The following is a 20638-nucleotide window of genomic DNA, read 5'->3' on the forward strand; positions in this document are numbered from 1 at the left end:
TGTAAAAGGCCCTCTTTTAAATTCTCATTCATTTTGTTTGGGAAGACTTCTTTATCTTTAGCCTTAGCTTGTCACTTATCATAGCTATAAACTTGGCGTTAGTCGGCTTTCCTTTATCCTGTGATGTGGAATATCCAAAATACTTGTAAAGCGTGTCTGCCTTACCCCTTGTTGATGAAATCTCTATCGCATGTCTTATTGCTCTTTCTACCCTTGTTGGTGTTGTGTTGTACTTTTCTGCAATTAGAGGATATAACACCTTTGTGATACCATTTAAGAGGTCAGCATCCATTGTTGCTGCAACAATCGCATCTCTCAAAAACTGATAACCTCTTACGTGTGCAGGAATTCCGACCTCTTTGAGAATTTCTGTAACCTCAGCTTCCAGGTCCACTTCGCTTACAGGTTTTTTCTCAGCAGATTTTGAGAAATTTGCGTCGACAGCCTCCGACTTTGAAGATAAGTTTGATAAAAGCTGCCTTACCCTTTCTATCATAATATTCAAATCAAAAGGTTTAACAAAGTAGTACAAAGCTCCCATGTTAATTGCTTTTTGTGATATATTCTCTTGACCAACTGCAGAGATAACAATTATGTTTGGATGTTTTTCCACGTTTGAAAGATTTTCTATTACACCAATTCCATCAAGGTATGGCATTATGATATCCAGCATCAGAAGATCTGGTTTCTTTTCCTCAACTACTTTTAAAGTTTCTATACCATCATACGAATTGCCAACCACCAAGAAATCTGGCTGAGAATTAAAAACTTCTGTTAAAAGCATGTTGAACTGTCTATTATCATCAGCAATTACTACCTTTAATTTTTCCATATATCTCCCTCTTTTTGATGTGTTATATACATAAAAAATTCAACAGCTAACCGAAATTTCCTTTTAGTATTTTTTCATAAATTTATTTAATAAGGTTTGTGATATTTAGCATATTATCTATAAAAACGCCATATCCTTTTTCTGGTTCTTTCAAAAACACATGAGTAACAGCACCCACAAGTTTGTTATCCTGTATAATTGGAGAACCACTCATTCCCTGAACAATCCCAGATGTGAGCTGAAGAAGTCTCTTGTCAGTAATCTTTATAACAAATGCTTTTGTCGAATTTCTGTAAAGAGGCAAGATCCTTTCTATTTTTATTTTAAACTTTTCCACATTACCAGAGATCCCGCTCAAGATATATGCACTACCTACGTGAATATCCTGAACCCTTGCAATCTCCATATCCTGAAGACCATTCCAAAAATTATTCTGAGCAACTTTCCCATAAATTCCATACGGAGAATTAATAATCACATCTCCGACCACACAGTGTTCATTAATTCTGCCTATAACTTCACCAATCTCATTTTTATCATTTTTCCTTATATCAACTATTTCCGCTGCGTAAATTTGACCTTCTTTAACATCCAGAAGAATCCCGGTATCTATGTCTGATATGCCGTGACCAAGAGCGCCAAATACCTTTCTTTTGGTATCTATAAATGTAACTGTTCCAATGCCGCTTGTACCGTCTCTGACCCACAGCCCTATTTTGTACACACCTTCACTGCTAAGAACTGGTTTTATATTGAGTTGTTTGTAAAGTTGCCCTCTTTTAATTACAAAAACCAACGACTTGCCACCTGATGAGTTTATAATTTCAAAAAGCTGTCTGCAGTCTTTTACCTTTTGTCCATCTACATATACAATCTTATCACCTATTTGAATGCCTGCTTCTTTCGCAGGAACTTGGGAACTCGATTTACTACTGTTTACGTAAGAATACCCGATAACAAGTATTCCATCTGTCATAACCTTAATCCCTACAAATTTTCCAGAAACGTAAACGTTGTTTGACTCAAGAATGGAGATTTTTACTCTTTTAAGTGGTATTGAGCCAATTTTTAGCTCACATAAAACTGAAGAAACCTTTTTTGAAATATAAATCTTGTTTGTTCTATAAAAAAAATTTATTTGCGTGCTACTTTGAATACTTGAAGGATTTAGATTTACATTAATAAAAACAGGAGTTTTAATAGAGATAGCCTTATCTGAGCTGTAGCAAGTCAAACAATCTGGGGTAATGTAAAGGTAAATGACAAAAAAGATAGTAAGCAAGATGTAAAAAAGAAAAAGTCCACCTACCAGCTTTTTCACTTGTTTAGCACCTATCAATTTGAAATTTCTATAAGTTATCTTCTCCACCACCATCTTAAAATATTCTTGAATAATCAGGAAAACTGGGACTTTAGCTGTTTTGCATGGAGAAGAGAACTTTCTGTAACATTTTCTCCTGAGAACATTCTGGCAATCTCCATAAGCGATTCATTTCCCTCAAGTCTTTTTATATTGGAAATGGTTAAGTTTTCTTTAACCTCTTTATATACATAATAATGAATATCTGCGGCAGCAGCAACCTGTGGCAGATGTGTAATACAAATAATTTGGTGTTTCTTAGAAAGCTCCTTTAAAAGTTTTGCAAGCTTGTTGGCGACAACTCCACTCAGCCCGCTGTCTATCTCATCAAAGATGATCAGCTCCACGTCATCTTTCTCTGCCATGATGGATTTTATTGCAAGCATTATTCTCGAAAGTTCCCCGCCTGAAGCAATGGCAGAAAGAAGCTTTGGCTGCTGACCAACGTTTGTTGCTATCAAAAATTCAACTTCGTCAATTCCCTCTTCATAAAGCTCTCTTTCAAGAAACTTAATATAAAACTTTACATTTTTCATTTCAAGCTGTGAAAGAATTTCTAATACCTTTTGTTCAAACTCATTAGTCTTTTTCCGCCTGATCTCTGACATTTTCTTAGAAATTTCTTCAAGTCTTGTTTTGGTTTTGCTCAAATACTCTTTTAGTTCAAGAGCTTGTTCATTACTACTTTTGATTTTTTCTCTTTCTTCTAACAAATTATTTCTGTACTCCAGTATCTTTTCAATTGTGCTTCCATATTTTTTCTTTAACCTGTTTATTTTATCAAGCCTATCCACTATCAGTTCTATTTCCTCTTTATTCACTTCGTAATTCTGGCTTTTTTTGGAAATAGAAAATACGATATCTTCGATTTCATAATACACGTTGTTCAATCTTTCAGATATTGTCTCAAATTCCTTGTCAAATCTTGAATTTTCGTTAGCAAGTCTGATACACATCTCAAGAGAATCTATGATTGTGTTGTTAATAGTATCGAGAATCTTTTCACTGTTGTGCTTAAGTTTCCAACTGTTTTGGATAATCTCTTTTCTTTTTTCAAGCTCTGTATCCTCACCTATTTGGGGTTTTACACTTTCAATTTCATTTATTTGATAATTTAGTAAATCAAGTTGTCTTTCCCGCTCTTCTTCTTTTGTTATTATCTGTTCATAAAGCCTTTTTTTCTCTTGATAATCATGGTATAAATCCTTATACTCAGCTTTTAACTCTTCAAGTTCTTTCCCACAGAACCTATCTATGTACAAAAGTTGAATCCTTTTATCGTTTAGAAGATGAGTCTCATTCTGTCCATGAATTTCAAAGATGTGCTTAGTTATTTCTCTTAAAGTTGAGAGCAATACAAACTGATTGTTAACCCTGCAGATGTTTTTGCCACTGCTGTACACTTCACGGCTAACAATCAAAAAATTGTCTTCAAGAGAAATTCCCATTTGAATCAGCGCATCAAGAGTACTCTTTTTTTCAATTTCAAAAATTGCAGACACGCAGGCCTTTGAACATCCTGTTCTTATAACATCTTTTTTAAATTTTGTACCCAAAAGCAAGGATAATGAATCAATGATAATAGACTTGCCGGCACCAGTTTCACCTGTCAGTATAGTCAGACCTTTGTCAAATTCAATGTCAAGTCTATCAATTATAGCAATGTTTTCAATTAATAATCTTTTTAACATGATATCTACTCACCTTGGCTTATGATAGCTTTTATCCTCTCAACTATCTTGTCAGCTGCTGCACTGCCTTTAGTTGCTATAAAAATGGTATCATCACCTGCAATTGTACCCACAACTTCGGGCCAGCTCAGAGAATCAATGGCAGCAGCAGCACCCTGTGCAGCACCTGTAATTGTCTTTATAATAACCAGGTTATCAGCAGTGTCGTATTTGATTATCGACTCAGAAAAGACCTTGATAAGTTTTTCGGTAATATTTGCTTCTGGACCTGATAAAACTGCATATTTGTATTTCCCTGTTTCAGTCAAAACCTTGGTAAGTCTTAGCTCTTTGATGTCTCTTGAGACTGTAGCCTGTGTCACATCGTAGCCAAGTGCCTTGAGTCTTTCTACAAGCTCTTCCTGTGTTTCTATATCTTCATTTTGAATTATTTCTAAAATCTTTTGTTGTCTTTCAGACTTCATAGCAAAATTTCACCTCTATCTTTTACTGTTACTCTTTTATTTTTTCTCTAAGAATCTCATAAAAATTTCTTTGTTTAAGCCTTATAAGTTTTAACTTGTGTTGAGAAATTTTACATTCAATAAATTCTTCTGGCGCAAGCTCATCCACCAATCTACCATCTACTACTACCTGAACATTTTCAGAAGATGAATTTTCCACTTTTATTGTTCTTGTACTGCCAAGTATAAGACTTCTTGAACTCAAAGAATGAGGACAAATAGGGGTGACTAAAATCACCCCCAGCTGTGGCTCAACTATAGGTCCGCCTGCCGAAAGTGAATATGCAGTCGACCCAGTAGCTGTTGCTACTATGATACCATCACTTCTATACTCCTGAGCAAACACACCATCAATATAAAGACACAGATCCACTATATTAAAAGTATTTCTCACAACACACACATCATTCAGTGCAAAGAAAACCTTCTCCTTTACACCAGCTTCAACAATGTGCCTCTCTTCAATGAAATACTCTTTTTTTAACAGCTTAAAAATTACTTTTTCAATATCCTCTTCTACCTCTTCGGTAAGATACCCCAGCCTTCCACAGTTAATGGCAAGGACTGGTGTGGCTTCTATAGAAGCCTTTTCAACCACATTCAGAAGTGTGCCATCTCCTCCTATTGTTATAAGGAGGTCAAAATTTTTAGCTTTTTTGTTCTCTTCATTTATCAGTAACCAATTAACTCTGTTGTGGTTAAAAATAGATACAATATTTTCTAAGATTTCGCTGCTGTGTTCTTTCTGAAAATTCACAAAAATTCCAACTATCATTTGCAAAACCATACTCCTTTATCATGGCCAAAGCAAATTGTTTATTTAGCCAGCTGGCCAGGAAAATTTTCTGCCGCCAAGTAAGTGAAAGTGCAAATGGTCAATAGTTTGACCCCCGTCAGCTCCACAGTTTACCACAATTCTGTATCCTTTCTCGTCAATTCCAAACTTTTTTGCCAATTCTTTTGCTACAAGAAATACATGACCTATGAGTTCTTTGTGTTGCTGCTGGACAGCGTTTAAATTTTCTATATGTGGCTTTGGAACTACAAGGATGTGCACAGGTGCAGTAGGGTTTATGTCTTTAAAAGCACAAACAAGTTCGTCTTCATACACAATCTCAGACTGAATTTCCTTATTTAAGATTTTGCAAAAGATACATTCTATCATTTTTAAGCACTCCCCTTTAATATATCTTTCAAAATATTCTCAGCTGTCTGCACTGCTATGTCTATCTTCAGTATATCATTTCCACCGCCTTGGGCAAATTCAGGTCTTCCACCGCCTTTTCCACCAAGTACTGCACATATTTCTTTTACTACTTTTCCACAATCAACTCCCTTTTTAACTGCTTCTTTTGAACATGACATGAGTACAGTGACCTTGTTACCCTGCTCTAAGATATTGAGCACAATTGCTTTTGAATCTCTTTCTTTAATCTTGTCAGTAAAAAGTTTTACATAGTCCATATCGTCTGTCTCTTTTCTATTTACAATCAGCTTGAACTCGCCATAATTAACTGCTTTGTCAATAAGTGATGAAATTTCACTTTCGATAACTAAAAGCTTATACTTCTCTACCTCGTTTTCAAGATCCTTTATTCTATTTTCAAGCTGTTCTATTTTAGCTAATATTTCAGAATCAGTGCTGGCTTTCACTTTACTTCTTAACTGTTTTAACGTCTGCTGGGAATTTAGAATAAACTCATATACCTTGTTTCCAGTAATTGCTTCAATTCTTCTAACACCTGCAGCTACACTCGACTCAGATATTATCTTGAACATTCCTATCTGGCCTGTGTTATCAACATGTGTTCCACCACATAACTCCATACTAAAATCGCCTATTTTTATAACTCTTACCACATTGGAATACTTTTCGTCAAACAGAGCAGTAGCACCCATTCTCAAGGCGCTGTCCAAATCTGTTACAATTTTTTCAACTGGTATAGCCTGTTGAATAACATTATTGACCATCTTTTCAATTTCAATTATTTGTTCCTCGGACAATGGTTCATAATGAGCAAAGTCAAATCTAAGCCTATCAGCACTAACCTGCGAACCACTTTGTTGTGCATGCTGCCCTAATATTTTTCTGAGTGCACTGTGTAAAAGATGTGTTGCTGTATGATTCTTCATTGTTGCAAATCTCAAACCTTCATCAACCTTGGCAATCACACTTGACAAAACAGAGATCTCACCTTTTAAAACCTTTACCTTATGAAGAATTGTTCCTTTCGGTCCTTTCTTGACATCTAAAACCTCCGCTAAAACTCCTTCGCCTTCTAAAATACCCTTATCTGCAACTTGTCCACCACTTTCTGCATAAAAAGGAGTTTTATCTAAGATAACAAAGCACACATCTTCCTCTTTGGCGTATGCTACCTCTTCATCCTCCATAAAAATCTTTAGTATCTTTGACTCTTGTTTTAATGTTTCATATCCAACAAAGACTGTTTCAATATCCTCCTCAATGACAATGTTTATATCCTTCCAGCCAGCATTTTCAAGCTCTTTTTGAGCTGCGCGAGCTCTTTCCTTTTGCTGCTGCATAAGTTCATCAAATCTCTCTTGGTCAACAATAATTCCCTTTTCTGCAGCTATCTCCTTTGTCAGGTCAAGAGGAAATCCATAAGTGTCGTACATCTTAAATGCAATCTCACCATTTAGAATGGTTTCCTTGTTCTTTTTAAGCTTTTCAATCTCATTTTCAAGTATCTCAAGACCAACATCAATTGTCTGATTGAACCTGCTCTCCTCGTTATAGAGCACCTTCTTTATATACTCAGCCTTTTGAACAAGTTCTGGATATGGATTTTTGTAAGACTCTATAACTGTGTCTACAATAAGGTGCAAGAACGCTTCTTTTTTACCAAGCATCCTACCATGTCGTGAAGCACGCCTTATAAGCCTTCTCAAAACATATCCTCTTCCTTCATTCGAAGGCAAAATACCATCACCAATCATGAACACTATGCCACGAATATGGTCTGTGATAACACGTACCGACACATCTTTTTCAGCATTTTTTCCGTACTCATAGTTTGTAACTTCACATACTTTGTTACGAATAGCTTTTACTATGTCAATGTCAAAAAGAGAGTCAACCTCTTGCATAATTGCTGCAATTCTCTCAAGACCCATACCTGTGTCAATGTTTGGATTTTTCAACCTGTGGTATACACCATTCTCATCCTTATCAAACTGAGTAAAAACTAAATTCCAAAACTCAACAAATCTGTCACAGTCACATCCAATGCCGCAAGTGGGCTTGCCACAACCCTTATCTTCGCCTCTATCAAAGTATATCTCAGAACACGGTCCACATGGTCCTGTTCCTATTTCCCAGAAGTTATCTTCTTTCCCCATTCTCTTGATTCGCTGCGGCTCTAAGCCTACCTCTTTGTGCCAAATTTCAAACGCTTCGTCGTCTTCCTCATATATTGTAACCCATAACCTCTCTCTTGGAAGTTTCAAAACTTCTGTGACGAACTCCCATGCCCAGATAATAGCTTCTCTCTTGAAATAATCACCAAACGAAAAATTGCCCAGCATTTCAAAGAAAGTAGCATGTCTTGCTGTTTTACCCACTCTGTCAATATCCGGCGTTCTTATGCACTTCTGACATGTAGTAATCCTTCGGCGAGGAGGTTCTTCAATCCCCAAAAAATACGGTTTTAGTGGTGCCATACCAGCGTTTATCAAAAGAAGGCTCTTATCATTTTTAGGAATAAGCGAAAAACTTGGCAGTCTCAAATGACCTTTTGATTCAAAAAATTGGAGAAATTTTTCTCTTATTTCATCAGTAGACATGTACATCTTTCAATCAGCCTTTCTTTATGGTATTTTTTAAAAAATGGTTTTTATATTTTTTCAATACAATCAAAATTTTATTAAAGCCAAAATGCAAAGTCAACAATATTCACTCAATCTCTTCAGGTTTTATCCTTTTCATAATGTTAATAAATATAATTTTTATCACTGCAGCAATGGGAATAGCAAAGAACATGGCTACAAATCCAAATATTTTGTTTGCTAAGATGATAACTATAATAATTGTAAGAGGATGAAGTCCGACTTTTGAGCCAATAACTCGTGGGGATATGATAAAACTATCCACCTGCTGAAGTAAAACTAAAAAAACTATCACCAATATAGCCTTTATGTAGGAATCAGACAGCGCTATTATCACCCCTGGAATACTGCTAAATATTGGTCCAAAATAGGGAATCAAATTGCCAATACCGGTTATCACACCCAAAAGAGCTGCGTATCTTACAGAAAGTAGTGAGAACCCAAAAAAGCTCAACAGTCCAACTATAACAGCATCAAGAAGCTGTCCTCGAATATACTGATGAAGAACCCTATTTATATCAGCAAATATATAAAGTCCTTCCTTTCTATATTTCTCGGGTAATAACCATTTTATCCACATAACTAATCTCTTCCAATCTCTCAGGATGTAAAAAGATATAATAGGAATAAGAAGATAATACAAAATGTTAGAGGAAATACTCTTTACAATGTTCAAAAATATAGACAAAGTTTGTTTAGAAACTGCCTCTATATTGATGGAATTAGCATTTAGTATTTCTTTGATATCAATATTTAATTTGTTTAAAAGCTTGGAATCAATCTCGTAAAACCACTTTTGAATAAGTGCTATATATTCAGGAACGTTTTGAATAAGCTGCTTAGTTTCGCTAACAAATAAAGGAATAAAATATACAAAGACCATAACGGTGATACCAAAGATTATTGCAAACGAAATCAGGATTGAAATATCTCTTGACCGAATCTTTGTTTCTAAAAAATCTACGCAAGGTTTTAAGAGATATGAAAAAAATAGTGCAATCAAAAACGGAATCAGAATCGGCCAAAATGCCTTCATATTCGCAAAAAAATAAATAACGATTGCAATTAGAGCTATGAACAATATATCTGTAAAATATCTTTTTACCAATTTTATTATGTGCACTTTTTAACACCTCAAATAGAATTATTCTTATCCCTTAAAATATTAAAAAAGTAGGGAAGAAAACCTTCCCTATCGCAAAAGCTTATTTAGCATAGCCATCAGCTTTTTAGCAATCATTCTCTTTAAAAGCTTATTTTTCATATTCTTTGGAGATGACTGAGACAGCATGGCAGATATAATCCCGCCTACTATGCTTCCTATCAATACGTGTTTTGCAGAAATTCTTTTCAAAGTATGACACCTCAGCTTAATATTTTATTTTCTTTTAATATTATTTCCTCAGGGCTCAATATTATTTTTTTATTTTTTATATAGCTCCAAATACTCTCTGAAACCTGATATTCTGTTATTTTAAAGTTGTCAGAATCAAATACTATGTCAATTACAATCCCAATTAAAAACCCATTTTCATCTATCACTTCTTTCAAAAAAATTTCTTGTGCTCTTAAAAATGGCAAGCTGTCAATGGAAGTATGGATGCTGCGGACAATCATCAGTTGACTGTTTATAGACTCAATGTCCTCTGTCGGCACATATGCGCACGATGATACTTTAAATGAGTTTTTGACTCGTACCTTAAACCCAATCACCTTGTCATCTCTGAGTAACATGTCTTCTACTTTTCCTGTTATCTTATTATCTAAATTAAGGACGGGTTTGTTTTTCAAGATAGAAAATGAAATCTTCATAGGCTCTTAAAACATTAAATTTATTGTTCTAACTTTATATTCTTCACAAAATCAGCAAGTGTTATCACAAAGTCTTCGTTATGCTCAGTATCTATGTTTTCTTCTTCGTGCAAATCTTTTAAAGACAACGCAACCCTTCGCTTTTCTTCATCAATCTCTATAACCTTTGCTTTCAAGCTATCTCCAACTTTATATACGTTATGTGGTCTTTGGTTGTATCCAAGTGGAATATTTGAAATGTGAACAAAACCATCAACATCATGTTCTGTGATCCACACAACAAGTCCAAAAGATAACACCTTTGTGACTTCACAGTCAACAAGCATCCCTAAATACAAGTTTTTAATCCTTTTTGCCCACTCATCGTCTTGAGTCTTTTTTATGCTAAGATAAATCTGTTTTTTATTCTTGTCTATATCAAGAATCTTCACCTTGACTTTTTCGCCAATCTCAAACAATTTTTTAAGGTCTGCACCTTTTTTCAAATATCCAACTTCACTTGCAGGTACAAAACCACACAGGTTCTCAAAATTTACCACAATGCCTTTTTGTTTTATCTCAACAACAATGCCCTCATATTCTCTGGAAAAATCTAAAGACTCAATCTGTTTAATAAATCTCTCTTCTTCTTTTTGTTTTAGCAAAGATTTCCGACTACCAAAAGCTATCTTTTTTTCTTTGTTGACATCTGTAATTTCTATTTCAAATATCTTTCCTATATCCGAAGTTTGAACGTCTTCACCCCACTGAGAAATTGGCACATACACATTTGTCCCTCTAAAGTCACAAACAACACTTTTTTCTTTAATTGACTTTACAACCACTCTTACAGGTTCTTTATTTTCATACCTCGAAAGCAGCTCTTCAAACCCGTGAAGTACATCTGCCCGATACTTTGATAAAACCACATTTCCTTCTTCATCTGACTCTTTTATCACAACCGCTTCAATTGTCTCACCTATCTTAAACAGGTCCTTCAAATTTACATTTCCATTTTTAATTACCTCGTCTTTGTAAATTATACCCTCTGCCTTGTAACCAATATCAACAAGTACATAATCTTCCTCAACTTTTATTATCCTGCCTTTTACAACTTCACCTCTTTGCACTGTCAAAAAACTTCTATCAATAAGTCTCTCAAAATCTTTCAGATTCATCTCATTAAACTTTTCTTCCAGATGTTTTACCACCTCTTCAATCTGCTCAGGAGAAGTGGAAGCTCCTGCTGTTACCCCGATACTCTTTGCACTGCTATCTAATTTTATTGAATCTAAATCTTCAACTTTTTCAATAAAAAATGTGGGTTTTATCTCCTTCAGAAGCTGATACAATTTGTTGGTATTAGAACTTTTCTTATCACCGACCACCAACATTATGTCTACATGCTGTGCAAGTTCTGCTGCTTCCTTTTGCCTGTTTATTGTTGCTTTGCATATGGTATCAAATACTTTATAATTGGTATGAGACTCTAAAAAATCTTTTATACTGGTCCACTTCTTGCTGTCAAACGTGGTCTGACAGACAATTGCAGCTTTGCCTTCAATTTGATTAATCGCTTCTTTTACTTTTTCAATACCATCTACAACAAAACATTTTCTATTATTGCTAACATGGCCTACAATTCCCTTTACTTCAGGATGGTTCATATCTCCAACAACAATTATATCATACCCGTTTTCTGAATGCTCCATTACAATCTCATGAATCTTTTTAACATACGGACATGTAAAGTCATAAACTTTATCTGCCCTTTTTTCAATTTCAACATACTCTTCCTTTGAAACACCATGCGAACGTATAAAAATAATATCTTCTTTACAGATTTTTTCAATATCCTCTACAACTTCTACACCTAACTCTTTTAATTTATCTATAACATAGCTATTATGTATTAACATTCCATACACCTTTATAGATTTTCCCTTATTTGCTTTTGCCCATGCCAAAACGCCTTCTACTGCCCTTTGAACACCAAAACAAAATCCAGCACTTTGCGCAACTTTAATAATCATTCTTTTTACTTCCCCTCTTCCTTTATTTTAGGATAAGTTCTTTAATTTCATTCATAATTTTATCTACAATCTCTCGATTATCCATGCTACTGTCTTTTAGTTCCATTGGCTTTCCAATTTTCACCCTTATCTTGCCAAATGGAACTATTCTTCCAGAAATACCAACTGGTAAGACCTTTGCACCTGTTGCTTTTATTATGGTTGCAACTCCTTTTTCACCTTTTAAAATGATTTCTTTTGTCCTGTTTCTTTTTCCTTCCGGGAAAATACCCAAAATATTGCCAGATCTTATAACCTCTATAGCTTTTTTTATTGCACCAATATCGCTTTTGCCACGCTTGACAGGAAAAGCTCCAAAAGCTTTGATGATTGGTGCAAGCCACCATATTCTAAAAAGTTCACTTTTGGCCATGAAATACACTCGTTTGTCAAATATTAGTATAAGCAAAACTGGGTCAAGATAACTTCTATGATTTGCACAGATAATAAAAGGACCTTCAGGTATATTTTCTTTTCCTTCAACTCTTATAAAAAAAACACATTTCAAAATGATAAAAGCAATTTTTCTAATAAGATTGAGAAAAAAATTATACCTCATCTTTTATCACCTTGTTAATAAGCTCCAAAATTTTTTGCAAAACCTCTTCAATTGAAAGAGAAGTTGAATCTATGACAATGGCATCCTCAGCTATCCTCAAAGGTGCAAACTCTCTTGTCATATCATTTTGATCCCTTTTTTTTATCTCATCTAAAAGTTGATAGTAATCTACGTCATAGCCTTTTTGCTTTAGTTCCAAAAATCTTCTCTTTGCTCTTTCCTCTGCCGTAGCCGTCAAAAAAATTTTTAGTTCAGCATTGGGTAAAACATGTGTTCCGATATCTCTACCGTCCATTATAACGCCTTTTTGTTTTGCCAGATCTTGCTGCATCTTTACAAGTCTTTCTCGTACTTCCCTGATCTTTGACACGTCAGATGCATACATCGAAACTTCTGGTTGGCGAATTTCTTCTGTAACGTCTTCACCATCTAAAAAGACAAGCTGTTTACCATCAACAAGTTTTATTTTTATATCAGTTGAGTTTAAAATCTCAACAATTTTTCTACTGTCATGCGGGGAGATGTTATTCTTAAGTACTTTGAGCCCAACAGCTCTGTACATTGCTCCTGTATCGATATGAATATACCCAAGCTGGCTTGCCAAAAGCTTTGAAATTGTACTTTTCCCTGCCCCTGCAGGACCATCAATTGCAATGTTAATTTTCTTCATAAATCTTCACCTTTCTCGTCAGTCAAGTCTTCTCTGAGTTTCTTTGCATCTCTCAAATATACGTGTTTGGGAATAAAATTACTATCTCTTTGAATAAGCATAAGAAGCCTTATACATTTTGTAAGCGCTCCCTCAATATCAAGCTCTTGAGCACATATAAGAGGAATGTCCACAAACCCCATGAGTCTTGCTGCATACGCTGGAAAAGCCGATTTTAAGTCTTTGGTCATTGTAAATAAAATAAAAACAATCTCCTCTTTTTTAAGATTGTTTCTGAGCATAATTTCATTCAAAAGCTCCTGAGTACAGCTGACAATCTCATCTCTAGAATCTTTCTCAACAGTTGTAGCACCTCTTATTGCAAAAACCAAGGTCATTCCCCCTACTAATCATTCATCTTTTGCCAAAAACTTTCATATAACCCTGTGACCAAGTCCTATTGCTACCTCATTTAAATGTAAAAGACCTATCCCAAAAAATATGGCAACCGCAACATGCTCCTCAAACCTTGCAATGCCAATCTTTCCTCCTACGTTTAGCCCAATTGCTTTTTGCATGATTTGAGATATCGCTTCCCTTGTTGCTCCGGCAACAGCACCTTCCTCTTGATGTACCTCGTTTATAACACCTTCTCTTTTGGCAGCAACAACTGCTCTTTCAACAATTTTCATAACAGAGGTTATAAACTCCCCTCCAAAATCCACAGCTGCGCATTTAATTCCGATTTTAGTAAAATCTTCTTGAATCTTTTTTTCTTCTTGTCTGTTTTGGCTTAAAGCCATCAAAATAGCTGCTCTCGAAACGTCCTTGCTTCCAAATTCCTTCTTATCCACCATTTCATAGACCTCACTTTTTAAATTATCGGACGAACTTGTTCTGCTGTCAGATGAGACATGTCATTCAAAAGGCTGAGCATTGTCCTTTCTCCTTTTATATCAACAATGCTCAAACTTGCATTCCCAATCCAGCACTTTTTATAAAAATCAAGGGGAAGGTTCAAAAGATAGATAATCGAAAGTTTTACTATACCACCATGCGTGACAATCACAATATTACTAAAATTTTTTTGCAAAATATCATCAAAAAAACTTTTAACTCTTTTCATAACAGCACACAAGTTGCCTTCACCCGGAAAAATAGCCTTATCGGGATTGTTTTTCCACATTAAATAGACATGAGAGTATTTTCTTTCAAGCTCTTCAAAGCTCAATCCTTCCCACTCGCCAAAATTTATCTCATTAAGTTTTTCAGAGGTTTCAAATAAAGTGTCTGGATGATAAGATTTTATATAATTTGCAGTAGTATAAGCCCTTTTTAATGTGCTTGAAAATATTATATCAATCTTTTTGTTTTTAAGCCTCTCAGCAATCTTTTTTGCCTGTTCAATACCAGTTGAATTTAGTTCTGTATCGATTGAACCCTGAACAAGGTTTAATCTATTCCAGTCAGTTTCACCATGTCTTACTAAATAAATTCTTTTCAAACTGCATCACCTATTTTCCTTTTCATAGACCTGAAATTCATCCCAAATTTCTTCAAGTTTTTCAAGTGTTTTTGCAACCTCTTCTTTTTTCCTAAGACCTGTCGCAACAATTAATGCGTTTATTACACTCAGTGGTGCCACAAGCGAATCAGCAAATGATACCATATCGCTTCTGCAAATAAGAACATAATCACTGAATTTACACAGAGGTGATATTTTGCTATCTGTAAGCGAAACTATCTTAGCACCCTGTTTTTTTGCATACTGCAAAACCTTTAAAGTGCGCTTTGAATATCTCGGAAAACTGATGCCGATAATTAAATCGTCGCTTGTGATTCTGAAAACCTGTTCAAAGATATCACTAATACCACTTGTTGTGATGACCTTGACATTATCTAAAATCATGTTCAAATAAAAACCCAAAAAATCAGCAAGTGCTGCTGAACTTCTAATTCCAATGATGTATATCCTTTTTGCATTTACTATCTCATCTACAACCTGGTTAAAAATGTTTTCATCTATCTGCTCTAAGGTCTGCTTTATTTTGTCCATGTCAGAAAGGAGGACACTTCTTAAAACCTCTTTTTCGTTTATCCTACTTGCAGAAAGTTCTACTCTTTGCACAGATGTAAGCTTTGTTTTCATAAGCTCCTGCAAAGCTCTCTGAAACTCAGGATAACCTTCAAAACCAAGTCTTTCTGCAAATCTTACAACTGTTGACTCACTTACACCAACTGAATTGCCAAGTGCGAGTGCTGTCATATAAGCTGCTTTTTCCCCATGTTCTAAGATAAACTGGGCAATTTTTTTTTGCCCTTTACTAAACTCTGGCATAAGTTCAATTATCCTGGCTTCTAAATCGTGGGTCATCTTGCATTTCTCCTTATGTTTGGTAGATACTTATAACAATCTTATTGTGGCTTCTTGAAAGCCCTACAATAATATTTTTGTCTTTTAAACTTTTGTTAAGAAAATCTATTATCTTATAGATTGGAACATTTTCTTCGAATTCCATCGAAGAGATAAGTTCAAGCTTTTCATTTTCCATTTTAAAATTCCACATCCTGTTTTCTTATTTTATTCTTTATTAATTATATCACAATACTTACGTTCTTATAAGAGTATCTTTAAAAGAAAAAAGGAAGAACACAATTTTATATGTCCTTCCCCTCTCATACAGGATACACTTTGTTGTTCTGAACAAGATCAATGTCAACTTTGTAATTTTTTGCAAACCTTAATCTGAAAAAATTTTCTGCAAGTTGAGGGAATAAACAGTAAGTTACTACATCAGTATCATTTTCAATATACTCCTTGATTTTTTCCTTTGCATTTTCAAGCTCTGGTAAAATCAAATCTGCAGGTCTGCAGGTTATCTCTTTTTCATCTTTCAAAATTTTTCTTTTCACTTCTTCATTCACAGGAGCTGGAGGTTTTCCGTACTCACCTTTAAAATACGCTTTTGTCTCCTTTGTGACAAGCTTGTATCTCTCTCCTGCTACAACATTCAAAACAGCTTGCGTTCCCACAATTTGACTTGTAGGAGTTACAAGTGGTGGATATCCAAAATCTTTTCGAACCTCAGGGACCTCTTTCAAAACCTCATCTAACTTGTCTTCTTGCCCCTGTTCCTTTAGCTGGGAAATGAGGTTTGATAACATCCCTCCAGGTATTTGATAATGAAGAGCGTTTATATCAACACTTAATACTTTCGGGTCAAGCAACCCTTTTTTGATATACTCTTCTCTTAGTACTTTAAAATATTCACTTGCCCTGTTTATCATTTCTAAATCAAGTTTTGGAGCGTATTCTGTATTTTCAAGTGCATACACAATTGTTTCAGTTGGCGGCTGGGAAGTGCCCAGTGCAAGCGGAGATAGAGCTGTGTCAATACCATCCACACCTGCTTCGATAGCTTTCAAATATGTCATTGACCCAAATCCTGTGGTGTAGTGTGTATGAAGATGAATAGGAAGTTTTATCTGTTCTTTTAACGCTTTTATAAGTTTGTAAGCGTCGAATGGTGAGAGAAGCCCAGCCATGTCTTTTATACAAATTGAGTCTGCCCCAAGTTCTTCTATTTGTTTTGCTAAATTTACATAGTTTTCAATAGTATGATAAGGAGAGATAGTGTACGATATGGCAACCTGGGCATGTCCTTCTTCTTTTTTTGTTGCTTTTAGAGCTATTTCAATATTCCGAATGTCATTGAGTGCATCAAATATTCTTATAATATCAATACCATAGTATATAGCCTTTTTTACAAACTCTTCAACAACATCATCAGCGTAGTGCCTGTAACCAACAAGATTTTGTCCTCTAAGAAGCATCTGGAGCTTTGTCTTTTTAAAAGCAGTTCTCAGCTTTTTTAATCTTTCCCATGGATCTTCATTGAAAAACCTCAGACACGCATCGAATGTAGCCCCGCCCCAGCACTCAACTGAATAGTAGCCAACTTGGTCAAGCACAGGAGCAATTTCAAGCATCTGTTCTGTTGTCATGCGCGTCGCAATGAGTGATTGGTGAGCATCTCTTAGTATTGTCTCTGTTATTCTAACTCCCATTATTTTTTAAACCTCCAACAAATTTTCTATTCTATTTCGAACAGCAAATCTCCTTTTGCCACTTTCTGTCCTTCCCTTACATGTATTTTTTTGATCTTTCCCTTGCCAGGGGCAACTACTTCATTTTCCATTTTCATAGCTTCAAGAATTAAAACAGGTTCATTTGCATCAACAACATCGCCTTCACTTTTTAGTACTCTCACAATAGTGCCTGGAAGCTGAGCAATAACCGAGTTTTTATCAGAAGAAGGTACAGGATTTCGCTTTGTTTTATCTTCATACTTTTCCTGCCTCGGCTCAAAATGACCAATTTTGGGCCTTGGTACGACAGAAGTTTTATTTTCAACCCCTATCTCTTCCACTTCTACAACAAATTCTTGGCTATTAATCTTTACCTTGAATTTTCTCATCGCAAACTTTACCTCCATCTGTAAAACATCTGTGACTGATTGAGTATCATTTCTCTTGCACCTTTGACCCACTTGTTTTGCTGTTTAGTTATGTTGGTGATTTTATATTGACCTTCACCCATCACAATGTGCAAACATGCACAAATACAAGCAAGCTCTTCTTTAGTAATGGTTGAAATAGTGCTGACCAGAGCATACATTTTAAAACACTCTCCTTTTTTCACAAAAATACATTTTACAATGGAATATTGCCATGCTTTTTGGGGGGCCTTTGCTCTCTTTTTGTAATGGAAATTTTAAGCGCCTCGATGACCTTGTTGCGGGTAAGCTGCGGCTCAATTACATCGTCAACATACCCACGGGCAGCTGCAATGTATGGATTTGCAAACTTTCGAGTATACTCTTCTATCCTTCTTTTTCTTTCCTCTTCGGGATTTTGAGCACTTTGTATCTCTTTTCTAAATATAATATTTGCTGCACCGTCTGGTCCCATAACAGCTATCTCGGCAGTTGGCCATGCAAACACAAAATCTGCACCAATGTGTTTACTGCTCATTGCGATGTAAGCACCACCATATGCTTTTCTCAAAATTACATTTATTTTTGGAACTGTTGCCTCTGAGTAAGCATACAAAACCTTAGCTCCATGACGAATTATTCCATTGTGCTCTTGGTTAACGCCTGGCAAAAATCCAGGCACATCAGTAAATGTTATTATAGGAATATTGAAAGCATCACAAAATCTTACAAATCGCGCTATCTTGTCAGATGAATCATAATCAAGTACTCCTGCATTGACTTTTGGTTGATTTGCCACAATCCCTACACTGAAACCTCCTATTCTTCCAAATCCTATTACAGCATTTTGAGCAAAGTATGGTTGAACTTCCAAAAATTCTTCGTTATCTACTATTTTATATATAATTTCTTTGACATCATAAGCTTTGTTTGGCTCTGATGGAATTATGCCTTCAAGCTCGGGAACAAGTCTTTTTTCTGAATCAGATGACATTATAAACGGCGGATCTTCCATGTTATTTGAAGGTATAAATGTCAATAAATACTTTATCATGTCAAGCAGGTGATACTCATCCTCTGCAATAAAATGAGCAACTCCACTTTTGGAGCTGTGGGTAAAAGCGCCACCAAGCTCTTCAAATGATATCTCCTCTCCAGTGACAGCTTTTATAACCTGAGGTCCTGTAACAAACATTTGGCTGGTTTTGTCCACCATAAAAATAAAATCCATAATAGCAGGAGAGTATACAGCTCCACCTGCACAAGGTCCCATGATAGCTGCAATTTGCGGAATTACACCTGATGCCATGGTATTTCTATAGAAGATTTCACCATACCCTGCTAATGCATCAACACCTTCTTGAATTCTTGCACCACCAGAATCATTTATACCTATCACCGGGCAACCATATTTTAGCGCTAAGTCCAAAACTTTGCAAATTTTCTTTGCATGCATCTCTCCAAGTGAACCGCCTATGGAAGTAAAATCCTGGGCATAAACAAATACTTTTCTGCCGTTGATTGTTCCATAACCTGTTACAACACCATCACAGGGGACAAATGTATCTTTCATATCAAATTCTTGACATCTGTGTTCAACAAACATGTCTATTTCATTAAAGCTTCCAGGGTCAAGTAAATATTCTATCCTCTCTCTGCACGTAAGTTTTTTGCTATCATGCTGTTTTTTTACTTTATCTTCTCCACCAAGTTGTAATATTTTTTCTCTCTTTTGCTTGAGTTCTTTGAGCTTATCTGTCATTAAAAATCCTCCTTAAAGGCGATTTATCAGGTAGTATTAATATCTGGTATTAATATATTATGCTAATTTCTATTTTATAACATCCAAGTATTTTTAGCAAGAAAAAATTGAAAAAACAAAACAAGGGTGTGGACTTTTAAGGTACTCTTTTGTAAGTACTCCACACCCTGCTATTTTAAAAAAACCTATTAGAATTTTTTTACTTCATCATCAATATTAGCTCTCTTACTATTTTTGCAGCAAGTAATGCTGTTCTGTCAGAAATATCGTAATATGGTGCAACCTCAACTATATCTGCTCCTATTATGTCAAGATCTTTTAATTTAAGTAAAATGTCAAAAAAGTCCGAAGATAGAATTCCACCTGGTTCAGGTGTTCCTGTACCAGGGGCAAAAGCTGGATCAAAAACATCTATATCTATCGAAAGATATACCTTCTTGCTTTTTAGATTTTTTATTACATCATCAATTTTACCCCATTTGTTAACAAAATAAAGATTGCTATTCTTTTTCGCAAATTCAATTTCTTCTTTAGACCCAGACCTTATACCGAAGTGGTATATACTCTTAAAACCTATTACCTCACCCACTCTTCTCATGACAGTGGCATGAGAAAACTTTTCACCAAGATACTCCTCTCTCATATCAGCATGAGCATCAAAGTGAAGTACATAAAACTCCCCATCATTTGAGTTTGCCGCCGCTTTTATTAGAGGAAAGCTGATCAGATGTTCACCGCCTAAGAAAATAGGGACTTTTTTATCTTCAAACAGCTTACAAGCAAATTGGTATATTGTTTCAATACTTCTTTCGATGTTTCCAAAAGGAAGTTCCAGATCACCCATATCACAAAAAGTCTTGTCATACAGGCTTTTGTCCTGATAGATAGAATACTCTTCCAGCTCTATTGACACTTCTCTTATTTTTGCAGGAGCAAAACGCGAGCCAGGTTTAAAGCTTACTGTGAAATCCATAGGAATTCCTGCTAAAACTATGAGGCTATCTTCATACTTCTCTGAAGCACATAGGAAAAAAGGTTTGTAGAGATTAAAGCTCATTTATTTTAACTCCTTTT

At 35.3% G+C, this 20638-nt stretch carries 23 protein-coding genes; all 23 read right to left on the reverse strand.

Going from position 1 to position 20638, the window contains the following annotated elements; translation table 11 throughout:
* Positions 1 to 28: 28 nt before the first annotated feature.
* Positions 29 to 832: a sporulation transcription factor Spo0A gene (spo0A, locus tag COB47_RS06160; RefSeq protein ID WP_013290512.1), complete on the reverse strand. Its 804-nt coding sequence runs from the start codon at positions 830 to 832 to the stop codon at positions 29 to 31.
* A gap of 82 nt (positions 833 to 914) precedes the next feature.
* On the reverse strand, positions 915 to 2153 hold the full coding sequence (spoIVB, locus tag COB47_RS06165) for a SpoIVB peptidase (protein WP_041742742.1): 1239 nt from the start codon (positions 2151 to 2153) through the stop codon (positions 915 to 917).
* 74 nt (positions 2154 to 2227) lie between these two features.
* Positions 2228 to 3883 carry a DNA repair protein RecN gene (recN, locus tag COB47_RS06170; RefSeq protein WP_013290514.1) on the reverse strand — a complete coding sequence of 552 codons (1656 nt, stop codon included), beginning with the start codon at positions 3881 to 3883 and terminating at the stop codon, positions 2228 to 2230.
* Between the two features lie 5 nt (positions 3884 to 3888).
* Positions 3889 to 4347: an arginine repressor gene (locus COB47_RS06175; RefSeq protein ID WP_013290515.1), complete on the reverse strand. Its 459-nt coding sequence runs from the start codon at positions 4345 to 4347 to the stop codon at positions 3889 to 3891.
* Positions 4348 to 4375: 28 nt separating this feature from the next.
* Entirely contained in the window at positions 4376 to 5161 is a 786-nt protein-coding gene (locus COB47_RS06180; RefSeq protein WP_013290516.1) for an NAD(+)/NADH kinase, read from the reverse strand.
* Positions 5162 to 5206: 45 nt separating this feature from the next.
* Positions 5207 to 5551: a histidine triad nucleotide-binding protein gene (locus COB47_RS06185; protein WP_013290517.1), complete on the reverse strand. Its 345-nt coding sequence runs from the start codon at positions 5549 to 5551 to the stop codon at positions 5207 to 5209.
* A gap of 2 nt (positions 5552 to 5553) precedes the next feature.
* Positions 5554 to 8199 carry an alanine--tRNA ligase gene (gene alaS / locus COB47_RS06190; protein ID WP_013290518.1) on the reverse strand — a complete coding sequence of 882 codons (2646 nt, stop codon included), beginning with the start codon at positions 8197 to 8199 and terminating at the stop codon, positions 5554 to 5556.
* Between the two features lie 103 nt (positions 8200 to 8302).
* Positions 8303 to 9358, reverse strand: coding sequence for an AI-2E family transporter (locus COB47_RS06195; RefSeq protein ID WP_013290519.1), 1056 nt, complete (start codon positions 9356 to 9358; stop codon positions 8303 to 8305).
* A 69-nt stretch (positions 9359 to 9427) separates the two neighbouring features.
* Entirely contained in the window at positions 9428 to 9589 is a 162-nt protein-coding gene (locus tag COB47_RS12300; protein ID WP_013290520.1) for a hypothetical protein, read from the reverse strand.
* 11 nt (positions 9590 to 9600) lie between these two features.
* Positions 9601 to 10047, reverse strand: coding sequence for a PRC-barrel domain-containing protein (locus tag COB47_RS06200; protein WP_013290521.1), 447 nt, complete (start codon positions 10045 to 10047; stop codon positions 9601 to 9603).
* A gap of 20 nt (positions 10048 to 10067) precedes the next feature.
* A complete protein-coding gene (ispH, locus tag COB47_RS06205) occupies positions 10068 to 12059 on the reverse strand; it encodes a 4-hydroxy-3-methylbut-2-enyl diphosphate reductase (RefSeq protein ID WP_013290522.1) in 1992 nt (663 codons plus the stop codon).
* Positions 12060 to 12081: 22 nt separating this feature from the next.
* Positions 12082 to 12657 carry a lysophospholipid acyltransferase family protein gene (locus COB47_RS06210; protein WP_013290523.1) on the reverse strand — a complete coding sequence of 192 codons (576 nt, stop codon included), beginning with the start codon at positions 12655 to 12657 and terminating at the stop codon, positions 12082 to 12084.
* Positions 12647 to 13327 carry a (d)CMP kinase gene (cmk, locus tag COB47_RS06215; protein WP_013290524.1) on the reverse strand — a complete coding sequence of 227 codons (681 nt, stop codon included), beginning with the start codon at positions 13325 to 13327 and terminating at the stop codon, positions 12647 to 12649. Before cmk ends, COB47_RS06210 begins: the two co-directional genes overlap by 11 nt.
* Positions 13324 to 13698, reverse strand: a complete 375-nt coding sequence (gene aroH, locus COB47_RS06220; RefSeq protein WP_013290525.1) for a chorismate mutase — start codon at positions 13696 to 13698, stop codon at positions 13324 to 13326. The genes cmk and aroH overlap by 4 nt, the downstream gene beginning before the upstream one ends.
* 42 nt (positions 13699 to 13740) lie before the next feature.
* Positions 13741 to 14163, reverse strand: coding sequence for a HutP family protein (locus COB47_RS06225; RefSeq protein WP_013290526.1), 423 nt, complete (start codon positions 14161 to 14163; stop codon positions 13741 to 13743).
* Positions 14164 to 14180: 17 nt separating this feature from the next.
* On the reverse strand, positions 14181 to 14810 hold the full coding sequence (locus COB47_RS06230) for a histidine phosphatase family protein (RefSeq protein WP_013290527.1): 630 nt from the start codon (positions 14808 to 14810) through the stop codon (positions 14181 to 14183).
* A gap of 6 nt (positions 14811 to 14816) precedes the next feature.
* The gene (locus COB47_RS06235) at positions 14817 to 15680 is read right to left on the reverse strand and encodes a MurR/RpiR family transcriptional regulator (RefSeq protein ID WP_013290528.1); all 864 of its coding nucleotides are present in this window, start codon (positions 15678 to 15680) and stop codon (positions 14817 to 14819) included.
* A 13-nt stretch (positions 15681 to 15693) separates the two neighbouring features.
* On the reverse strand, positions 15694 to 15858 hold the full coding sequence (locus COB47_RS11965; RefSeq protein WP_013290529.1) for a YpmA family protein: 165 nt from the start codon (positions 15856 to 15858) through the stop codon (positions 15694 to 15696).
* Between the two features lie 124 nt (positions 15859 to 15982).
* The gene (locus COB47_RS06240) at positions 15983 to 17374 is read right to left on the reverse strand and encodes an oxaloacetate decarboxylase subunit alpha (RefSeq protein ID WP_013290530.1); all 1392 of its coding nucleotides are present in this window, start codon (positions 17372 to 17374) and stop codon (positions 15983 to 15985) included.
* 26 nt (positions 17375 to 17400) lie between these two features.
* Positions 17401 to 17784 (reverse strand): acetyl-CoA carboxylase biotin carboxyl carrier protein subunit, encoded by a 384-nt coding sequence (locus COB47_RS06245; protein WP_013290531.1) that lies wholly within the window; start codon positions 17782 to 17784, stop codon positions 17401 to 17403.
* Positions 17785 to 17792: 8 nt separating this feature from the next.
* Positions 17793 to 17984, reverse strand: a complete 192-nt coding sequence (locus COB47_RS06250) for a hypothetical protein (RefSeq protein ID WP_013290532.1) — start codon at positions 17982 to 17984, stop codon at positions 17793 to 17795.
* A gap of 35 nt (positions 17985 to 18019) precedes the next feature.
* Positions 18020 to 19564, reverse strand: a complete 1545-nt coding sequence (locus COB47_RS06255) for an acyl-CoA carboxylase subunit beta (protein WP_013290533.1) — start codon at positions 19562 to 19564, stop codon at positions 18020 to 18022.
* Between the two features lie 199 nt (positions 19565 to 19763).
* A complete protein-coding gene (gene speB, locus COB47_RS06260) occupies positions 19764 to 20621 on the reverse strand; it encodes an agmatinase (protein WP_013290534.1) in 858 nt (285 codons plus the stop codon).
* Positions 20622 to 20638 lie beyond the last annotated feature (17 nt).

It is taken from the genome of Caldicellulosiruptor obsidiansis OB47 (assembly GCF_000145215.1).
Lineage (GTDB): Bacteria > Bacillota > Thermoanaerobacteria > Caldicellulosiruptorales > Caldicellulosiruptoraceae > Caldicellulosiruptor > Caldicellulosiruptor obsidiansis.

Bases quoted from the DNA above. Each gene is read 5' to 3' on its own strand.
- spo0A (WP_013290512.1), bottom strand. From the start codon at position 832: ATGGAAAAATTAAAGGTAGTAATTGCTGATGATAATAGACAGTTCAAC.
- recN (WP_013290514.1), bottom strand. From the start codon at position 3,883: ATGTTAAAAAGATTATTAATTGAAAACATTGCTATAATTGATAGACTT.
- COB47_RS06175 (WP_013290515.1), bottom strand. From the start codon at position 4,347: ATGAAGTCTGAAAGACAACAAAAGATTTTAGAAATAATTCAAAATGAA.
- COB47_RS06180 (WP_013290516.1), bottom strand. From the start codon at position 5,161: ATGATAGTTGGAATTTTTGTGAATTTTCAGAAAGAACACAGCAGCGAA.
- COB47_RS06185 (WP_013290517.1), bottom strand. From the start codon at position 5,551: ATGATAGAATGTATCTTTTGCAAAATCTTAAATAAGGAAATTCAGTCT.
- alaS (WP_013290518.1), bottom strand. From the start codon at position 8,199: ATGTACATGTCTACTGATGAAATAAGAGAAAAATTTCTCCAATTTTTT.
- COB47_RS06200 (WP_013290521.1), bottom strand. From the start codon at position 10,047: ATGAAGATTTCATTTTCTATCTTGAAAAACAAACCCGTCCTTAATTTA.
- ispH (WP_013290522.1), bottom strand. From the start codon at position 12,059: ATGATTATTAAAGTTGCGCAAAGTGCTGGATTTTGTTTTGGTGTTCAA.
- COB47_RS06210 (WP_013290523.1), bottom strand. From the start codon at position 12,657: ATGAGGTATAATTTTTTTCTCAATCTTATTAGAAAAATTGCTTTTATC.
- cmk (WP_013290524.1), bottom strand. From the start codon at position 13,327: ATGAAGAAAATTAACATTGCAATTGATGGTCCTGCAGGGGCAGGGAAA.
- COB47_RS06225 (WP_013290526.1), bottom strand. From the start codon at position 14,163: ATGGTGGATAAGAAGGAATTTGGAAGCAAGGACGTTTCGAGAGCAGCT.
- COB47_RS06235 (WP_013290528.1), bottom strand. From the start codon at position 15,680: ATGACCCACGATTTAGAAGCCAGGATAATTGAACTTATGCCAGAGTTT.
- COB47_RS11965 (WP_013290529.1), bottom strand. From the start codon at position 15,858: ATGGAAAATGAAAAGCTTGAACTTATCTCTTCGATGGAATTCGAAGAA.
- COB47_RS06240 (WP_013290530.1), bottom strand. From the start codon at position 17,374: ATGGGAGTTAGAATAACAGAGACAATACTAAGAGATGCTCACCAATCA.
- COB47_RS06245 (WP_013290531.1), bottom strand. From the start codon at position 17,784: ATGAGAAAATTCAAGGTAAAGATTAATAGCCAAGAATTTGTTGTAGAA.
- COB47_RS06250 (WP_013290532.1), bottom strand. From the start codon at position 17,984: ATGTATGCTCTGGTCAGCACTATTTCAACCATTACTAAAGAAGAGCTT.
- COB47_RS06255 (WP_013290533.1), bottom strand. From the start codon at position 19,564: ATGACAGATAAGCTCAAAGAACTCAAGCAAAAGAGAGAAAAAATATTA.
- speB (WP_013290534.1), bottom strand. From the start codon at position 20,621: ATGAGCTTTAATCTCTACAAACCTTTTTTCCTATGTGCTTCAGAGAAG.